The sequence below is a fragment of the Fundidesulfovibrio terrae genome (assembly GCF_022808915.1).
In the GTDB taxonomy this organism is placed as follows: domain Bacteria; phylum Desulfobacterota; class Desulfovibrionia; order Desulfovibrionales; family Desulfovibrionaceae; genus Fundidesulfovibrio; species Fundidesulfovibrio terrae.
This window is the reverse complement of record NZ_JAKZFS010000002.1, coordinates 424,790-439,334: the sequence shown is the minus strand read 5'-3', so window position 1 is coordinate 439,334 and position 14,545 is coordinate 424,790. Positions and strand designations below refer to the sequence as shown.

Annotated in this window: 15 protein-coding genes; 11 read left to right on the top strand and 4 right to left on the bottom strand. The window is 65.2% G+C overall.

Annotated elements, in window-relative coordinates; all coding sequences use genetic code 11:
* Nucleotides 1–37 precede the first annotated feature (37 nt).
* From ML540_RS09130 to ML540_RS09115, 4 genes are read right to left on the bottom strand one after another with little or no spacing between them, the layout of a single operon-like run.
* A complete protein-coding gene (locus tag ML540_RS09130; RefSeq protein WP_243360165.1) occupies nt 38–862 on the bottom strand; it encodes an FAD binding domain-containing protein in 825 nt (274 codons plus the stop codon).
* Nucleotides 859–1,344: a (2Fe-2S)-binding protein gene (locus ML540_RS09125; RefSeq protein ID WP_243360163.1), complete on the bottom strand. Its 486-nt coding sequence runs from the start codon at nt 1,342–1,344 to the stop codon at nt 859–861. The genes ML540_RS09130 and ML540_RS09125 overlap by 4 nt, the downstream gene beginning before the upstream one ends.
* On the bottom strand, nt 1,341–3,623 hold the full coding sequence (locus tag ML540_RS09120; protein ID WP_243360162.1) for a xanthine dehydrogenase family protein molybdopterin-binding subunit: 2,283 nt from the start codon (nt 3,621–3,623) through the stop codon (nt 1,341–1,343). Before ML540_RS09120 ends, ML540_RS09125 begins: the two co-directional genes overlap by 4 nt.
* A 7-nt stretch (nt 3,624–3,630) precedes the next feature.
* On the bottom strand, nt 3,631–4,761 hold the full coding sequence (locus ML540_RS09115; protein WP_243360161.1) for an acyl carrier protein: 1,131 nt from the start codon (nt 4,759–4,761) through the stop codon (nt 3,631–3,633).
* Between the two features lie 430 nt (nt 4,762–5,191).
* Here ML540_RS09115 and ML540_RS09110 point away from each other — a divergent pair, with 430 nt between their 5' ends.
* The 11 genes from ML540_RS09110 to ML540_RS09060 all read left to right on the top strand — a co-directional run bounded on the left by ML540_RS09110 (nt 5,192) and on the right by ML540_RS09060 (nt 14,536).
* Nucleotides 5,192–6,079 (top strand): prenyltransferase/squalene oxidase repeat-containing protein, encoded by an 888-nt coding sequence (locus ML540_RS09110; RefSeq protein WP_243360160.1) that lies wholly within the window; start codon nt 5,192–5,194, stop codon nt 6,077–6,079.
* On the top strand, nt 6,066–7,046 hold the full coding sequence (locus tag ML540_RS09105) for a DUF362 domain-containing protein (protein WP_243360159.1): 981 nt from the start codon (nt 6,066–6,068) through the stop codon (nt 7,044–7,046). The genes ML540_RS09110 and ML540_RS09105 overlap by 14 nt, the downstream gene beginning before the upstream one ends.
* Before the next feature lie 478 nt (nt 7,047–7,524).
* On the top strand, nt 7,525–7,710 hold the full coding sequence (locus ML540_RS09100) for a Flp family type IVb pilin (RefSeq protein ID WP_243360158.1): 186 nt from the start codon (nt 7,525–7,527) through the stop codon (nt 7,708–7,710).
* Between the two features lie 165 nt (nt 7,711–7,875).
* A complete protein-coding gene (locus tag ML540_RS09095; protein WP_243360157.1) occupies nt 7,876–8,379 on the top strand; it encodes an A24 family peptidase in 504 nt (167 codons plus the stop codon).
* 77 nt (nt 8,380–8,456) lie between these two features.
* Entirely contained in the window at nt 8,457–9,326 is an 870-nt protein-coding gene (gene cpaB / locus ML540_RS09090; RefSeq protein ID WP_243360156.1) for a Flp pilus assembly protein CpaB, read from the top strand.
* A 5-nt stretch (nt 9,327–9,331) separates the two neighbouring features.
* Nucleotides 9,332–10,867 (top strand): type II and III secretion system protein family protein, encoded by a 1,536-nt coding sequence (locus ML540_RS09085; RefSeq protein WP_243360155.1) that lies wholly within the window; start codon nt 9,332–9,334, stop codon nt 10,865–10,867.
* 4 nt (nt 10,868–10,871) lie between these two features.
* Nucleotides 10,872–11,165 carry a hypothetical protein gene (locus ML540_RS09080; protein ID WP_243360153.1) on the top strand — a complete coding sequence of 98 codons (294 nt, stop codon included), beginning with the start codon at nt 10,872–10,874 and terminating at the stop codon, nt 11,163–11,165.
* A 15-nt stretch (nt 11,166–11,180) separates the two neighbouring features.
* Entirely contained in the window at nt 11,181–11,582 is a 402-nt protein-coding gene (locus tag ML540_RS09075) for a TadE/TadG family type IV pilus assembly protein (protein WP_243360151.1), read from the top strand.
* Nucleotides 11,579–11,983 (top strand): TadE/TadG family type IV pilus assembly protein, encoded by a 405-nt coding sequence (locus ML540_RS09070; protein WP_243360148.1) that lies wholly within the window; start codon nt 11,579–11,581, stop codon nt 11,981–11,983. The genes ML540_RS09075 and ML540_RS09070 overlap by 4 nt, the downstream gene beginning before the upstream one ends.
* A gap of 16 nt (nt 11,984–11,999) precedes the next feature.
* Nucleotides 12,000–13,139 (top strand): pilus assembly protein TadG-related protein, encoded by a 1,140-nt coding sequence (locus tag ML540_RS09065; RefSeq protein WP_243360146.1) that lies wholly within the window; start codon nt 12,000–12,002, stop codon nt 13,137–13,139.
* A 65-nt stretch (nt 13,140–13,204) separates the two neighbouring features.
* Entirely contained in the window at nt 13,205–14,536 is a 1,332-nt protein-coding gene (locus ML540_RS09060; protein WP_423747888.1) for a TadA family conjugal transfer-associated ATPase, read from the top strand.
* Nucleotides 14,537–14,545: the final 9 nt, after the last annotated feature.

Here is a 14,545-nt window from a genome sequence, read left to right as displayed (position 1 = left end):
AGGGCTGCACCCCTTGGAATCCCGTTTTGGGGCTGGATTACTGCGCCAGGCGCAAGAGCAGGTTCCCGGCCACGTCCCGGCGATAGGCCGCCGTGGCCCGCAGGTCGTCGATGGGTGAGATTTCGCCCCGGAGAGCTTCCCCGGCGGCCAGCAGGGATTCACGGTCCAGGCGTCGCCCGGCAAGAAGGGCTTCGGCACGCGGACAGCGGGCCACCGTGGGGCCGACGCTGCCAAACGCCAGACGCGCCTGCGTGACAACTCCCTGAGAATCCGTGGCGATCACGGCGGCGAGGCTGACCACCGAGATGGCCAGGGCCTTGCGCCGCCCCACCTTCTCGAAATGCTGGAGCGCTCCGGCGTCCGGCAGCGGCGCCAGCACGGCCGCGACGATCTCGCCCGGCTGAAGCCCGGTGCGCCCCGGCCCGAGGATGAACCCGGCCAGGGGGACGCGCCGGGTTCCCTGCCTTGAGGCGAGCTCCACCACGGCGTCCAGGGCGTAGAGCGGCGCGAGGGTGTCCCCCGCAGGCGAAGCGGTGACGATGTTTCCCCCGAGCGTTCCCATGTTGCGGACTAGCGGCGAGCCGAGCACGGAAAGCGCCCGCGCCAGCACGGGCAGCCTTCCGGCCACCAGGGGATGGCGCAGGAGCCGAGAGTGGGTCTCGCACGCGCCCAGGCGCAGGAACCCGTCCTCTTCGCGGACGCCGCACAGGCTCTCGATCCGCTCCAGGCAGGCCACGAAAGCGGGAGCCCGCCCACGGCGACGCGCCAGCAGGTCCGTGCCCCCGGCCATGGCCACGGCCCCGTCATCGAGAAGAGGCCACAGCTGCTCGAGGCTCTTCGGGCAACAAACGCCGCCGCTCATGAATCCCCCCCGCGCATGGCCTCGGCCGCGTCCATCACCGCATCCACGATCTTGACGTACCCTGTGCAGCGGCAGAGGTTGCCGGACACGGCCTCGCGCACCTCGCACCGGTCCGGCGAGGGGTTGCGGGCCAAAAGCTCCGAGGCGGCCACGGTCATTCCCGGCGTGCAGTACCCGCACTGCACGGCCCCGCTCGCCGCGAACGCGGCCTGGATGGGATGGGGGTTCTCGCAAGTGCCGAGCCCTTCCGCCGTGACCACCTCGCGGCCTTCCAGCTGCGCCGCCAGCATCAGGCAGGAGAGCCTGGCCACGCCGTCGACCAGTATGGCGCACGCGCCGCACTCGCCCGAACCGCAGCCCTCCTTGGCCGCCGGCAGGCCCAGGTCCTCGCGCAGGAGGTCCAGGACCCGCCTGCCGGGGCTTGTTTCGATGCTTACCTGCGCCCCGTTCAAGGTGAACGTCACGGTGATGTCCTCTCTCATGCTTTTTCGCCCCGGAGCGCCCGCAGCACGTCCTCTGGCTCCACGGGGACGCGGCGGACAGCGAGTCCCACGGCGTCCTGCAGGGCCTGGGCCACGGCCGGAGCGGGCCCGTGGACGCCGACCTCCCCCATGCCCTTGAGGCCGTGCGGGCCGGTGGGTTCGTCTCCGTCCACGGCAAGGCATTCCAGGCCCGGCAGGTCCAGGGACGTGGGGATGAGGTAGGTGTCCAAGCCCCCGGCCAGGATGCGCCCGCCGTCCACGGCCAGGTTCTCCAGCAGGGCGAACCCCGCGCCCTGGGCCGCCGCGCCCTGAATCTGGCGCTCCACGCCCAGCGCGTCGAACACCCGCCCGCACTCCACGGCCGTGACGCAGCTTTTGAGTTCCACCTGCCCGGTCAGCTCGTCGGCCTCCACGGCGCAGACGCAGGCCCCATGCGAAAAGTAGCGGTGCGGGAAGCCGAGCCGGAACTCCTTGCCCGTGTCCGGCGGATTCTCCACCACGGGCATCGCGAATTGGTCCACGCAGATGCGATCGTCGCGGCTGAGCATGGCCCCGATCATGGACAGAGGCACGGACCTGCCCGTGGCCTCGTCCACCACGGCCCCCGGCGCAAGGCGCAGGCGGTCCGGCTCGTCCGCCAGCAAAAACAGCGCGGCCCGCGCCTTGAGCTTCGCGTGCATGGCCTCGCAGGCTTTGAGCAGGGCGTTGCCGTAGGTGTAGGTGGTGCGGCTGGCGGACGACGATCCGGCGGGCAGGCACAACCGGGTGTCCGGCTGGACCAGCTCGAACACGGCCGGGTCCTGGTTCAGGGCCGTGGCGGCCATCCTGACGAACGCGGCCGCGTTGCCCTGCCCCATGTCCGGAACGGAGTTGAATATCCTGAACGTGCCGGCCCGCGTCAGCTCGAGCTTGGCCGCCGCCGAGTCGGGCAGGCCGCGGCCGTAGCCCATGGCGTTGAGCGATGCCGCTATCCCCACACCCCGGTGCTTGAAGGCCGGCGCCCCGGCCTTCCAGGCGGCGCGTTCCGCCCAGGCTGGATGGGCCATCACCGCCTCCAGGCATTGCGTAACGCCCGAGGGGGATTCCACGGCCACCCCCGCGCAGTTCGCATCACCCATGCGCAGGGCGTTCTTCAGGCGAAGCTCGCCCGGGTCCATGCCAAGCCGCGCGGCTAGGGCGTCCATGCTGCGCTCGATGGCGAAGCTCGCCTGGACCACCCCGAAGCCCCGGAAGGCTCCGCCCACGGGGTTGTTGGTGTAGGCGCAGAACCCCTCGATGCGGGTGTGCGGGATGCTGTACGGCCCTCCGGCGTGCTCCAGGGCCAGGGCCATGATCTCGACCGTCAGATGGGCGTATGGGCCGGAGTCGAAATGCATGGAGCAGTCCAGAGCCTTGAGCTCGCCGTCCCGCGCTGCCCCGAGCCGCACGCGCATGCGCGCGGCGTGGCGCTTGTACCCGGCCAGGAAAGTCTCCTCGCGGCTCCAGCACATCTTCACCCAGCGCCCGCCGCAGTGCAGCGCGGCCAGGGCCAGCAGGCACTGCACGGTGGCCCCGTCCTTGCCGCCGAAACCGCCGCCCAGGTAGGGCGCGCGCACGCGGATGCGCATGGGGTCCAGGCCCAGGGCGTGGCCGATCTCGAAGCGGTCGCGGAAGGGAGCCTGGGTGGAGACCACCATTTCGACGCCGCCGCCCGGAGTCGTCCTGGCCGTTCCGTTGGGCGGTTCCAGAAAGGCGTGCTCCTGCATGGGGGTCTCGTACCGCCCTTCGACCACCACGTCGCACCCGGCGAAGGCCCCCGGCGCGTCGCCCTTCTCCACCAGCCCCCGGGACAGCAGGTTGCCGCCCTCCCGGCCGGGGTGGACCAGGGGGGCTCCGGGCTTAAGGGCCAGCTCCGGGTCAAAGACTCCCGGCAGCGGTTCAAGCTCGATGCGGATGCGCGACAGGGCCCGGGCCAGGGCCTCCCGGCTCTCGGCCACCACCAGGGCCACCGCGTCCCCGGCGTGGCGCACGGTGTCCGTGGCCAGCACGGGCTGGTCCTTGTGGATGATGCCCTGGAGGTTGGAGCCGGGCACGTCCGCCCCTGTGAGGACGGCAGTCACGCCTTCGACGGCCCGGGCCTCGGCCGTGTGCACGGCCTTGATCCTGGCGTGGGGCTCGCCCGCCCGCCTGGCCCCGGCCCAGAGGCAGCCGGGCGGGCTGAAATCCGTGCTGAAGCGTTCGGCCCCCACGGCCTTGGACAGGGAGTCCCGATGCGGGATGCTGGATGGCGCCAGGGTCATCGCCGCCTCAGGCCAGGGAGCGCGCGCGGTCCCAGTCCGCGCGGATAAAGGCGAAGAGGGCCTTGGCCCTGTCCGAATGCAGGTTGACCGCTTCGAACTCCGGCGCAACGTAGAGCTTCTGCATGAGAAGCCCGTCCGGGCCGAACCAGAGCGGGACGAGCCCCCCCAGGATGAACCCGCGTGCGCGCAGGGCGTCCACCGCGAAGACCGCCCCAGGCTCGCCCGCGTTGACGAAAACCTGGACTACGGCCAGGCCGCGGCGTTTCGCGCTTTCGTCCAGTTCGAGCACCCGCGCGGGAAAATCGGCTCCCACTTTCAGGGACTGCACCCGCTCCACCGAGGCGAAGTCGAAGGTGCGGGAGTCGAGCGAGCTTTCTGCGGCCAGGGGTGCATCCTGGCTGCTGAAGCTGATCTCCCGGTCCAGGGAAAAGCCGTCCAGGATCAGCTCCATCTCCCGGCGGTAGCATTCGGGCAGGTTCAGCGGCATGCGCCGGTCGCGGTCCACCCGGGCCCCTATCAGGCAGCTCACCCGCTGGGCTCCGGCTCCTTCCTTCTCGTAGGCCCCGGCGGGCATCAGGGACACCTCCAGGCCGCACTCCGAGTACCCCTGCTTGTCGACGAGCTTCTGGGTGATCGTGTGCGTGCACACCGCCTCGCCGAAGAAGCCCTGGGCCTGGGTCATGGTGTGCGAGAGGCGGTCCATCTCCCGGGTGATCTTGGCGGCCATGAGCGTGTTGCGGTACTCGGCGGCGACCAGCAGCTGCCCGAATTCGTAGAGGGCCTTGTTGGGGGGTGAGCTCTGGTAATAGGCGCCCTGCCCGGCCACGGCCCCGGATTCCAGCCGGGCCACCACCGTGAGCAGGCTGCCGTCACTGTTGAGCTGTTCGATGCGCGCGGGGATGTAATAGTCCTCCACGGGGTAGCGATCCCCGTACACGGAGTAGAACAGCTGGGCCACGCCCTGCCCGTCCCCGGGCCTGAGCGGACCCACCTGGTACTTGGCGTCCGGCTCGACCTCCCGCCAGCCCCGGAGTATCCGGGCGATGGCCTCGCTCTTCCCGTGTTCCCCGCCGGCCACGGCCTGGCCGGCGTCCGGCTCCTCGGGCAGTTCACGCAGCGCATCCTTCGTCACGTTCATAGGGGGCTCCCCTGGTACAGGCTTCAACTTTCCCGCGGCACGAACCGCCGCACCGTGCCGGTGGCCGTCTTCGGGAGTTCGGACAGGCATTCGAAGCGCGCAGGGCGGATGACGGATGATTTGACGCCAATCATCTTGAATTAGCTTAGGATAGTTGTCCTGAGCCGTCAAATGCGCCACGGCAGGCCTGCCTGTTCCTGTCGTGGGCGTCACACCCGCCTGCCCGGATACTCCTGTTCCAGGAATCGCTCTCCGGGGGGAACCCGTATATTCCCATCCCCGATAAATACATATCTTTCGTGCGAGTAATAGTGATCGCTCCCGTTTGCAGTCCTGTCTTTTCCTTGCGGCAACGGCTGCGTGAAGAACGACATCCACCTTGTCCGACCGGGGCGCTGTTTTGAGTAGCGACACTCCAGATGTGAATGCCATGGCCGCAACGATACGCTCGCGGGCCTTGCCCGAGGGCGGCTTCGCCCTGACCGGGTGCAACGATTTCCGGGTGGACGCGACTGCCTGGGCGGTTGCCGCCCTGTCCGCCGTCTCCCCGGAGGATCCCCTGCTGCCCGCAGCCCGCGCGCGCCTGGCCGCGAACCAGACGCCGGAAGGCTGCGTGCCCATCCTGCCCGAAGCCTCCGACGCCATCTGGCCGACCCCCCTGGCCGTCTTCGCCTGGCTGGCGGCGCCCGGCTTCGCTGGAAACGTGCGGTCGGCCGCGACGTTCCTCCTGAAAACCGAGGGGCACCGGTTTCCCCTGCCGAAGAACGCCCCGTTCACACACGACACGAACCTCCAGGGCTGGCCCTGGAACCTTAAGACCAGCGCCTGGGTCGAGCCCACCGCCCTGGCCATCCTGGCGCTCGTCGCGTCCGGCCACGGCGCGCACCCCCGGGTGGCGGAAGGCAGGCGGCTGCTGCTTGACCGCCAGATTCCGTCTGGCGGCTGGAACTACGGGAACGTCACGGTGTACGGGCAGGAGCTCCACCCCAATCCGGAGTGCACGGGCCTGGCCCTGGCGGCCCTGTCCGAAGCGTGCGCCGAGGGCGTCGTCACGGCCAGCCTCGGCTGGCTCAAAGAGCGGACCCAAGCCCTGGACACCCCCCTGGCGCTGTCCTGGAGCCTTCTTGGGCTGAGCGCCTGGGGCCGGCGTCCGGCCGGAACCTGGGGGCTGATCTCCAGGTGCCTGGACCGGCAGGAACGCCTTGGACCCTACGAGACGTGGCACTTCGCGCTGCTGCTCCTGGCCGGTCTCGCCGAGGAAGGGCTGGCGAAGCATCTGGCGACGCGAGCTGGGGAGGCCGCCCATGGACAGGCGTGACTTCATCAAGCTGACCGCAGCGGGCATTGCCGTCGCCGCCGGGGCCTACCTCGTCCTTGACCGCGAATCCCATGTCGAGACCCCGGTTTTCGTGGGCAAGGCCGCAAGCTACGGGGCGGACATCGCGGGCCTTCTCAAGAGCGCCCTCGCAGAACTGCGCTTCGACGCCTCGCGGATCGCCGGGAAAACCGTCCTGCTCAAGCCGAACCTGGTCGAGCCCCGTGCCGGAGCCGGGCACATCAACACCCACCCCGCCGTTGTCCGCGCCGCGGCCGAGACCTTCTTCTCCCTCGGGGCCGGGCGGGTCATCGTGGGTGAGGCGGCCGGGCACCTCTGCGACTCTTACGAGGTCCTCGAGCTTTCCGGAATGGGCGACGCCCTGGCCGAAGACCGCATCCCCTTCGTGGATTTCAACGCCGGACCGGTGACTGCCGTGCCCAACGCTGGCGGCCTCACGTCGCTCAAGCGGCTCTTCCTTCCGAACGCCCTTCTGGCCGCCGACCTCATCGTCTCGGTGGCCAAGATGAAAACCCACCACTGGGCCGGGGTGACGCTCTCCATGAAGAACCTCTTCGGGGTCATGCCCGGCACGATCTACGGCTGGCCCAAGAACGTGCTCCACATGCAGGGCATCCCGCGCTCCATCGTGGACATCAACGCCACGGTAAAGCCGCACCTGGCCATCGTGGACGGCATTGTCGGCATGGAAGGCGACGGCCCCATCATGGGGACCCCGAAAGCCTGCGGCGTGATCGTGGTGGGGGAGTGCCTGCCGTCGGTGGACGCCACCTGCGCCAGGATCATGGGCGCGGACCCGTGGAAGATACCCTTCCTGAAATTGGCCAAGCGCCTCGGGCCATTGTCGGAAACGCACATCCGCCAGCGCGGGGAGAGTGTCGCGGACGTGGGATCGGAGTTTACATTTCTGGATTTCATAGAGGCGCAGCGGATCAGGAGCGGTGGGTAAACGTCGATCGTCCCGGGACGGTGTCAGGTGACAACTATCACCGCATGCATTACAAATATCAATACTCACGCCAGGAATCCATATACTATATTCGAATTTATGTCCTTGCAATCCGATCGACAAACAACTTAACGAACCATGCCCCAAGATTATTTCGAATATTGAACGCACTTTCCCGTTTAAGACATATTTAAAAATTATGCATACCGCATCATAGCCTTCACAGTGACTTCAACTCCATTCCATACCAATAGCGTATGAACTGATTTTGCACAGTCAGATTTTTCCATACACACATCACGAATGCTTGCTCCGTCATTATTATGCTCCCCCTGACACACGTGTACACAGAAATAACAATTTCGTGGTTTCCTACCTGTACATCAACAGTGAAATATATAGAGTGAAGCCAGACCAGAATTTGCGGCCTCGGTTCTGGCAATAAATTATGCCCAAATTTGGGCGGGAGGTTGACAACATGTTGAATCTGATGAAAAGGTTTGTAAAGGAAGAGGACGGGGCGACGATGGTTGAATATGGTCTGATGGTGGCTCTGATTGCTGCCGTGTGCATCCTGGCTGTAACCGGCATAGGCACGAGTCTCCAAGGCGTATTCGAAAACGTCCAGACTTCGCTTGAAGCTGTCCCCGGCGGCGGTTCCTGATCCTGATTTAAGAATGTACCATACTGTTCAGCAAACTTGGCGGGTTGGACGTCCCGCCAGGTTTGTTCAGCGCGATGACCGATTGAGTTATTCAGCATTCAGAGGCTGCTTCGCCGTGTTCGGCGGTCGTATTGCGCAACGATTGAAGGACTGAAGGACATCGCCGTGGAGCTTTCGGCAGAAGAGCTCATCATTACGTCCACACTGACGGCGATCATGATCGCCGCAGCCGCGTTCGACCTGCGGCGCTACCGCATCCCCAACGCCCTCACCGCCTCGGGTGTCCTCATCATGCTGGGGCTCAACTATCTTTCCGGCTCCTTCGACGGCCTCACCGCCTCCCTGCTCGGCCTTGCCTGCGCCTTCGCCGCCCACTTCCTGCTTTTCGCCTGGGGAATCCTCGGCGCGGGCGACGTGAAACTGTTCTGCGTGGTGGGGGCGGCCCTGGGGGCAGGGGCCATGCTCACCGTGTGGCTTTTCGTCGCCCTGGCGGGCGGCGTGCAGGCCGGGTGGATCATAGCCCGGGCGGCCCTGGCCAGACGCCGCGCCGGGGCGGACGAGGCGCTGCTCGCCGGGCGCAAGGCCTGCTACGGCGTGGCCATAGCGGCCGGAACCCTCGGCACGCTGGGCTGGCGCGCCCTGGGGCACGATTACATTCGCGTTTTCTGACCAGAGGCCGGAACCGATCCGGCCCGAGGTCGCAGGATGGCGCTCGCGGCCGCAACGTCTAACACACGGGACCTGACATGAACCGAGGACGCATCCTGCTCAACGCCGCCGTGGCCTTGGTGGTATCCCTGGCGGCCGGGTTCTTTGTCCTGCTCTGGCTGCACGGCAAGAAAGCCGGTCCGGCCCAGGCGCCGCCGGAAAAACCCCAATCGAGCATCGTGGTTTCCGGGTCGGACCTGTCCAGAGGGACCAAGCTGGACCCGGCCAACCTCAAGACGGCCCCCTACTTCGTCGAAGCCGTGCCCCAGGGCAGCTTCACCGACGTCAAGGACCTGGAAGGGCGCGTGCTCATGGTGCCGCTCGGCGGCAACGAACCCGTCACGGAGGCGAAGCTCTTCCCCAAAGGGATGACCGGCGGGCTGGAGGCCATGATCAGTCCCGGCATGCGCGCGGTGGCGGTCAAGGGCAACAAGGTGATGGGCATGGGCGGGCTCGTCCTTCCCGGAGCCAGGGTCGACGTGCTCATGACAGTGGATTCCTCCGCGAACCCCGACAAGGAGGAAGGGAGGGCCGAGAGCAAGGTCAGCAAGGTGGTGCTGGAGGACGTCAAGGTGCTGGCCACCGGCGCGGAATCCGAAAAGAAACCCAGCGCCAAGGGGCAGCAGCTGGAGGAGGCCTCCTACGAGAACTACACCCTGGAGGTGTCGCCCGAGGACGGCGAGAAACTGGCTCTGGCCTCCCACCAGGGGCAATTGAATTTCGCCTTGCGCAATCCGCTGGACAAGGCAGTGGTCAACACCCAGGGCGCCAACGTGGCGACCAACCTGGCGTCCTTCAAGGAAAACGCGGGCAAAGGCGGGAAGAGCGAACGGATGGTGGAGACGATCCGAGGAACCACCGTGGAAAAACAGGCCGTGGAAGGCCCTACCCCTCTGAAAAAGCAGTGAACCACATGCAGCGCACATTCCACAAAAGACTCGTCGTTACGGCCCTTTTCCTCTTCATCGCGTGCCTGAGCACCCGCTCCGACGCCTTTGGCGCGGAGGTCCGGGGCCAGGGCGCGCAGCGCATCCGCATCACCACCGGCAAGTCGGCCATCGTCCGGTGCCCGGCGGACATCGCCCGCGTCTCGGTGGCGGACCCCAACGTGGCCGACTACGTGCTCATCCCGCCCAACCAGCTTTACGTGGCCGCCAAGAACACCGGCGTCACCAACCTGACCCTGTGGGACGCCAACAACCAGGTGCGGGGCCTCTACGACGTGGAAGTCTCGCCGGACATCCAGCGCCTGAAGATGCTCATAGCCGAGGTCGTTCCCGAAGAGTCCGGCATCGAGGTGCGCGCGGCCAACGACGCCATCGCCCTGTCCGGCACGGTCAAGAACGAGCTGAACGTGCAGCGGGTGCTGACCATGGCCGCTGCCCACGGCAAGGTGCTCAACCTCATGCAGGTGGGCGGGGTGCAGCAGGTGATGCTCGAAGTGCGCGTGGCGGAGATGCAGCGCGCGCTCATCAAGCGCATGGGCATCAACATAAACGCCATCTCCAACGGAGACTTCTTCTACACCTTCCTGGGCGGCCTCACCAGCCTGTCGAGCCTGCAGAACCTTCTCTACGAGACGTCCAAGGGCGTGAACAACCCGTCCCGCTTCGACCCCCAAACGACCTTAGCCGTCGACCCGAAAGTCCAGGGCATCCTTAACCTGAACACCGTCATGGGCGGGCGGCCCGTGACCTGGACCGGCTTCATCGACATCCTCAAGGACAGCGGCCTGGTCAAGATCCTGGCCGAGCCCACCCTGGTGTGCCTCAACGGGCAGACGGCCGAATTCCTGGCCGGCGGCGAGATTCCGGTGCCGATCCCCCAGGCCCTGGGCACGGTCACCGTCGAATGGAAGAAGTTCGGCGTGGAGCTGAGCTTCACCCCCCACGTGCTCTCCGGCGACAAGATCAGCATGAAGGTGCAGCCCTCCGTCTCGGACCTGGACTACACGCGGGCCATCCAGATCGGGTCCACCCAGGTTCCGTCCATCCTCAAGCGGAGCACGTCCACGGTGGTGGAGCTGGGCGACGGCCAGAGCTTCGCCATCGCCGGGCTCCTGCGCGAGGACGCCAGGGACACCTCCAAGAAATTCCCGGGCGTGGGCGACGTGCCGGTCCTGGGCAGCTTGTTCAAGAGCTCAGAGTACCAGAAGAACCAGACCGAACTGGTCATCATCATCACCCCCCGGCTGGCCAAGCCGCTCGACGCGAAGAACCTGAAGCTCCCCACCGACGGCTTCCCCAAGGAACCCGACGACCTGGAGTTCTACCTGGGCATCGACCGCAACAAGCTCAAGCGCAGCGCCCCGGCGAACCAGGGCGGCCCCATGGGCGTCACCAAGGACTCCCTCGACGGCGAGTTCGGCCAGACGATCACCCCGCCCCCCGTGGCGTCACCGGCTTCGACCGGCAACGTCTCCGGCAACACGAGCAAACAGGGGAGTTGACGCCATGAGACACGCACTTGCCTTGCTGTCCCTTGTCCTGACCGCGGCGCTGGCCACGGCCTGCGCCGACACGGACCGCTATTCCCAATGGAAATGCGGTGAGAGCGTGAAGGCCACCATGCAGTCGCAAGTCCTCAACCCGGAAGCCGGGGGCGACCAGCCCGTGGCCGGCATGGACGGCGTCGTGGCCGAACGGGCCATCGAGCGCTACGAGAAGCGCGGCGAAGCGAAAAATGGCCAGGGCGTGATGGAGAAGATGGTCGATCTGTACGGGGGGAAGCAGCAGGAGTCGAAGTGACCTGAGGGCGCGACCATGAAGACGCATGAAGCAAAACGAAAAAACATGGGCGGTGCGACGATAGTTGAATTCGCCCTGGTTCTGCTGCCGCTTCTTCTGATGCTGATGGGTTGCATCGAGTTCGGCAGGTACTTCTGGGCCCAGCACGTGCTGAGCTCCGCCGCGGCCGAGGGAGCCCGCATGGCCATACTGACCGACGCCACCGACGCCCAGGTGAACGACCGCATCGTCCAGACCGTGAGCGACGGAGGGATTTCGGCCGTTCCGACGTATTCCTTCACGGCCCGCACTCCGGGTGAGGCCATCACGGTCACGGTGAGCGTTCCCTACAACGTGATCGCCCTGGGCGGATTCGTTCCGGCCATGCTGGGAATCACCCAGGTGACAGGGACGTCGGTCATGGTGGGACAGCAATGAAACCGCGCACCCCCTCCGACGCCGGCGAAAACGGGACCGCCCTGCTGGAATTCGTCGTGATGGCCCTCTTCATCCTGGGACCGTTGACAGCCATGATCATCGACTTCGGCCAGATACTCAACGTCAACAACGTCATCACACGCGCCGCCGAGGAAGGCGCCCTGGCCGCGGGCAACGCCAAGCCGCCAGGTCCTGTCGTCAGCTCGGCGATCTCCGGCGCCAAACTTGACGCAGCCAAGGCGACAACCACGGTGTCCGCCGGTGCGGTGGGCGGAGCCCAGGGATCACTGGTGTCGGTAACGGTGGCGTACGACCTTTCCGGCCTGTGCTTCTTCCCCTGGCCGGACTTCATTCTTTCCCTCACCTCCGTCACGGCCACCTCCACGGTTCGCCACTTCTAGGAGGTCAGCAGCCACAATGAAGAAGCAACCATCTTCCGCGAAGCAGAACGGGACGGTCTCCGTGCTCGTGGCCCTGGCGCTTATCGTGCTCGCCGGATTTGGCGCCTTCGCCGTGGACCTGGGCTACCTGAAGTGGAAACGCGGCCAGATGCAGGCCGCCGCCGACGCAGCCGCGCTGGCCGGTGCGATGGCCAAGGTCTCTTTCGGCACGGACACCGCGAAAATCGTGTCCGAGGCCGTGACGTACGGACGGGCCAACGTGGTGGCAACGGACAATCCCGTCCTGGCCGTGCGCGATGAGGACGTGACCATCAACACTACCGGCCTCGGCTATGTGGAAGTGACGGCGGGGCTTACCACCGGCCGGGGCAACCCGGTCAGCCTCTTCCTCGGGCCGATTCTCGGCAGGAACCTGGCGGACGTGTCCGCCACTGCCAGGGCGTCGATCTGGTGCGCCACAAGTTCACATTGCATTAAGCCCTGGGCAATTCCCACCAAATTCACCTGGACCGATTACCCAGACAAGAAAGGCAAATACAACGGACTGCTTGATGTTGACAGTCCTTCTGAGATGGCCACGGTTGCCATAACAGAACCCGGTTATACATCAGCGGATGTCGGCACACTGCTCACCATCAAAACCGGAAGCCCAAGCTCGAACACCACCTTGGTTCCCGGGCAGTACAACCCGATCCTCTTCCCTGGCGATCACGGAGGCGACGACTACAGAGCTGACATTGAGGGTTGCAAGAACAATAACATTGATGTCGGCAGCAACGACGTAGTCTCCCTTACGGCGAAACCCGGCGAGATGGTCGGCCCCACCAAGCAAGGTGTGACGTACCTCATCGACCAAGATCCTACGGCATATTGGGATGCGGCAAACAACGTAATAGCAGGCAGCAAATTTAGTGATCCGCTGGCCAGCCCGCGCGTCGCCATCATCGCATTCTACGATCCGAGATCCCCACCGACTTCAGGACTCAGTTCCGTTAAAGTCTATCAGCTGGGTGCGATGTTCATCAAGGAGATTGACGGTAGCGGCAACGTGACAGGATACTTCATGAACGCCCTGGCAGAATCGCCCACCCGCGACCCCGGGGGCACGTGTGGAACCCTGTTCGGCGTGAGCCTCGTCAGGGATTCCAGCCGCTAGGACGCAACGAAAAGCAAAAGAGAAGAGCAAGCAACCACATGGCCTTCATCAATACGCACAATCCCATGTCCCCGGCCGGAGGGATTTCGCCGCATTCCGATGCTGCAAAGAATGCCGAGACGTATCATGACATCAAGATGCGTATCCATGACCGCCTCATTGAGCTCATGGATCTGACGCGTCTGGAATCCATGCCGCGAGAGCTGTTCAAGAGCGAAGTAGCGAAGCTCTCAGAAAAGCTCCTCAACGAAGAGTTCCGGGACGTCCCCCTCAACCAGGGCGAGCGGGACCGGCTCGTGCGGGAAATCCACGACGAAATGAGGGGGCACGGTCCGCTGGAGCCGTTTTTGCGCGACCCCACCGTCAACGACATCCTCGTGAACACCTTCGACCACATCTACGTGGAGCGCAGCGGGAAGCTCGAACTGACGGAAGCCCGTTTCAAGGACAACGCGCACCTCAAAAAGATCATCGACCGGATCGTGAACAGGATGGGACGGCGCGTGGACGAAACAACGCCCATGGTTGACGCCCGCCTGCCTGACGGTTCGCGCGTCAACGCCATCATTCCGCCCTTGTCCATCGACGGCCCGGTGTTGTCCATCCGCAAATTCTCCAAGGAGCCGCTGGAACTCACGGACTTGATCAAATACAAGTCCATGCCCGTGGAATTCGGCGACGTACTGCAAAGCATCGTCCGGGGAAGACAGAACATCCTTATTTCCGGAGGCACCGGCAGCGGAAAGACGACACTGCTCAACTGCCTGTCGCGATTCATTCCCAACGATGAACGCATCGTCACCATCGAGGACGCGGCCGAACTGCAACTGAAGCAGGAACACGTGGTCCGCCTGGAAACGCGCCCCCCCAACCTCGAAGGCAAGGGCGAGGTCACTCAACGTGATCTCGTCAAGAACTCCCTGCGCATGCGCCCGGACAGGATCATCATCGGCGAGGTGCGCGGCGCCGAAGCCCTCGACATGTTGCAGGCCATGAACACGGGCCATGACGGGTCCCTCGCCACAATCCACTCCAACAGTCCGCGCGACGCCCTCATGCGCCTGGAGACGATGATGTACATGGCCGGTTTCAATATGACCCCGGCATCACTTAAGCGTTACATCAGCTCGGCCATCGACATTGTGGTCCAGATTGCCCGCCTCTCGGACGGCACCCGCAAGATGCTCAGCTTTCAAGAAATCACCGGCATGGAGGGAGAGGTCATCACCATGCAGGAAATTTTCGCTTTCGAGCAGCACGGCCTGACCACAGACGGCAAAGTGCGCGGCAGGTTCGTATCCAGGGGGATCAGGCCGAGATTCTCCGAACGTCTTGAAGCCAAAGGCATCAAGATGCCGGGCAACCTCTTCGTTCAGCGCACGATGCTGGATATTTAAGGAACGTGC

Bases quoted from the DNA above. Each gene is read 5' to 3' on its own strand.
- ML540_RS09130 (WP_243360165.1), bottom strand. From the start codon at position 862: ATGAGCGGCGGCGTTTGTTGCCCGAAGAGCCTCGAGCAGCTGTGGCCT.
- ML540_RS09125 (WP_243360163.1), bottom strand. From the start codon at position 1,344: ATGAGAGAGGACATCACCGTGACGTTCACCTTGAACGGGGCGCAGGTA.
- ML540_RS09120 (WP_243360162.1), bottom strand. From the start codon at position 3,623: ATGACCCTGGCGCCATCCAGCATCCCGCATCGGGACTCCCTGTCCAAG.
- ML540_RS09115 (WP_243360161.1), bottom strand. From the start codon at position 4,761: ATGAACGTGACGAAGGATGCGCTGCGTGAACTGCCCGAGGAGCCGGAC.
- ML540_RS09110 (WP_243360160.1), top strand. From the start codon at position 5,192: ATGGCCGCAACGATACGCTCGCGGGCCTTGCCCGAGGGCGGCTTCGCC.
- ML540_RS09105 (WP_243360159.1), top strand. From the start codon at position 6,066: ATGGACAGGCGTGACTTCATCAAGCTGACCGCAGCGGGCATTGCCGTC.
- ML540_RS09100 (WP_243360158.1), top strand. From the start codon at position 7,525: ATGTTGAATCTGATGAAAAGGTTTGTAAAGGAAGAGGACGGGGCGACG.
- cpaB (WP_243360156.1), top strand. From the start codon at position 8,457: ATGAACCGAGGACGCATCCTGCTCAACGCCGCCGTGGCCTTGGTGGTA.
- ML540_RS09085 (WP_243360155.1), top strand. From the start codon at position 9,332: ATGCAGCGCACATTCCACAAAAGACTCGTCGTTACGGCCCTTTTCCTC.
- ML540_RS09080 (WP_243360153.1), top strand. From the start codon at position 10,872: ATGAGACACGCACTTGCCTTGCTGTCCCTTGTCCTGACCGCGGCGCTG.
- ML540_RS09075 (WP_243360151.1), top strand. From the start codon at position 11,181: ATGAAGACGCATGAAGCAAAACGAAAAAACATGGGCGGTGCGACGATA.
- ML540_RS09070 (WP_243360148.1), top strand. From the start codon at position 11,579: ATGAAACCGCGCACCCCCTCCGACGCCGGCGAAAACGGGACCGCCCTG.
- ML540_RS09065 (WP_243360146.1), top strand. From the start codon at position 12,000: ATGAAGAAGCAACCATCTTCCGCGAAGCAGAACGGGACGGTCTCCGTG.
- ML540_RS09060 (WP_423747888.1), top strand. From the start codon at position 13,205: ATGTCCCCGGCCGGAGGGATTTCGCCGCATTCCGATGCTGCAAAGAAT.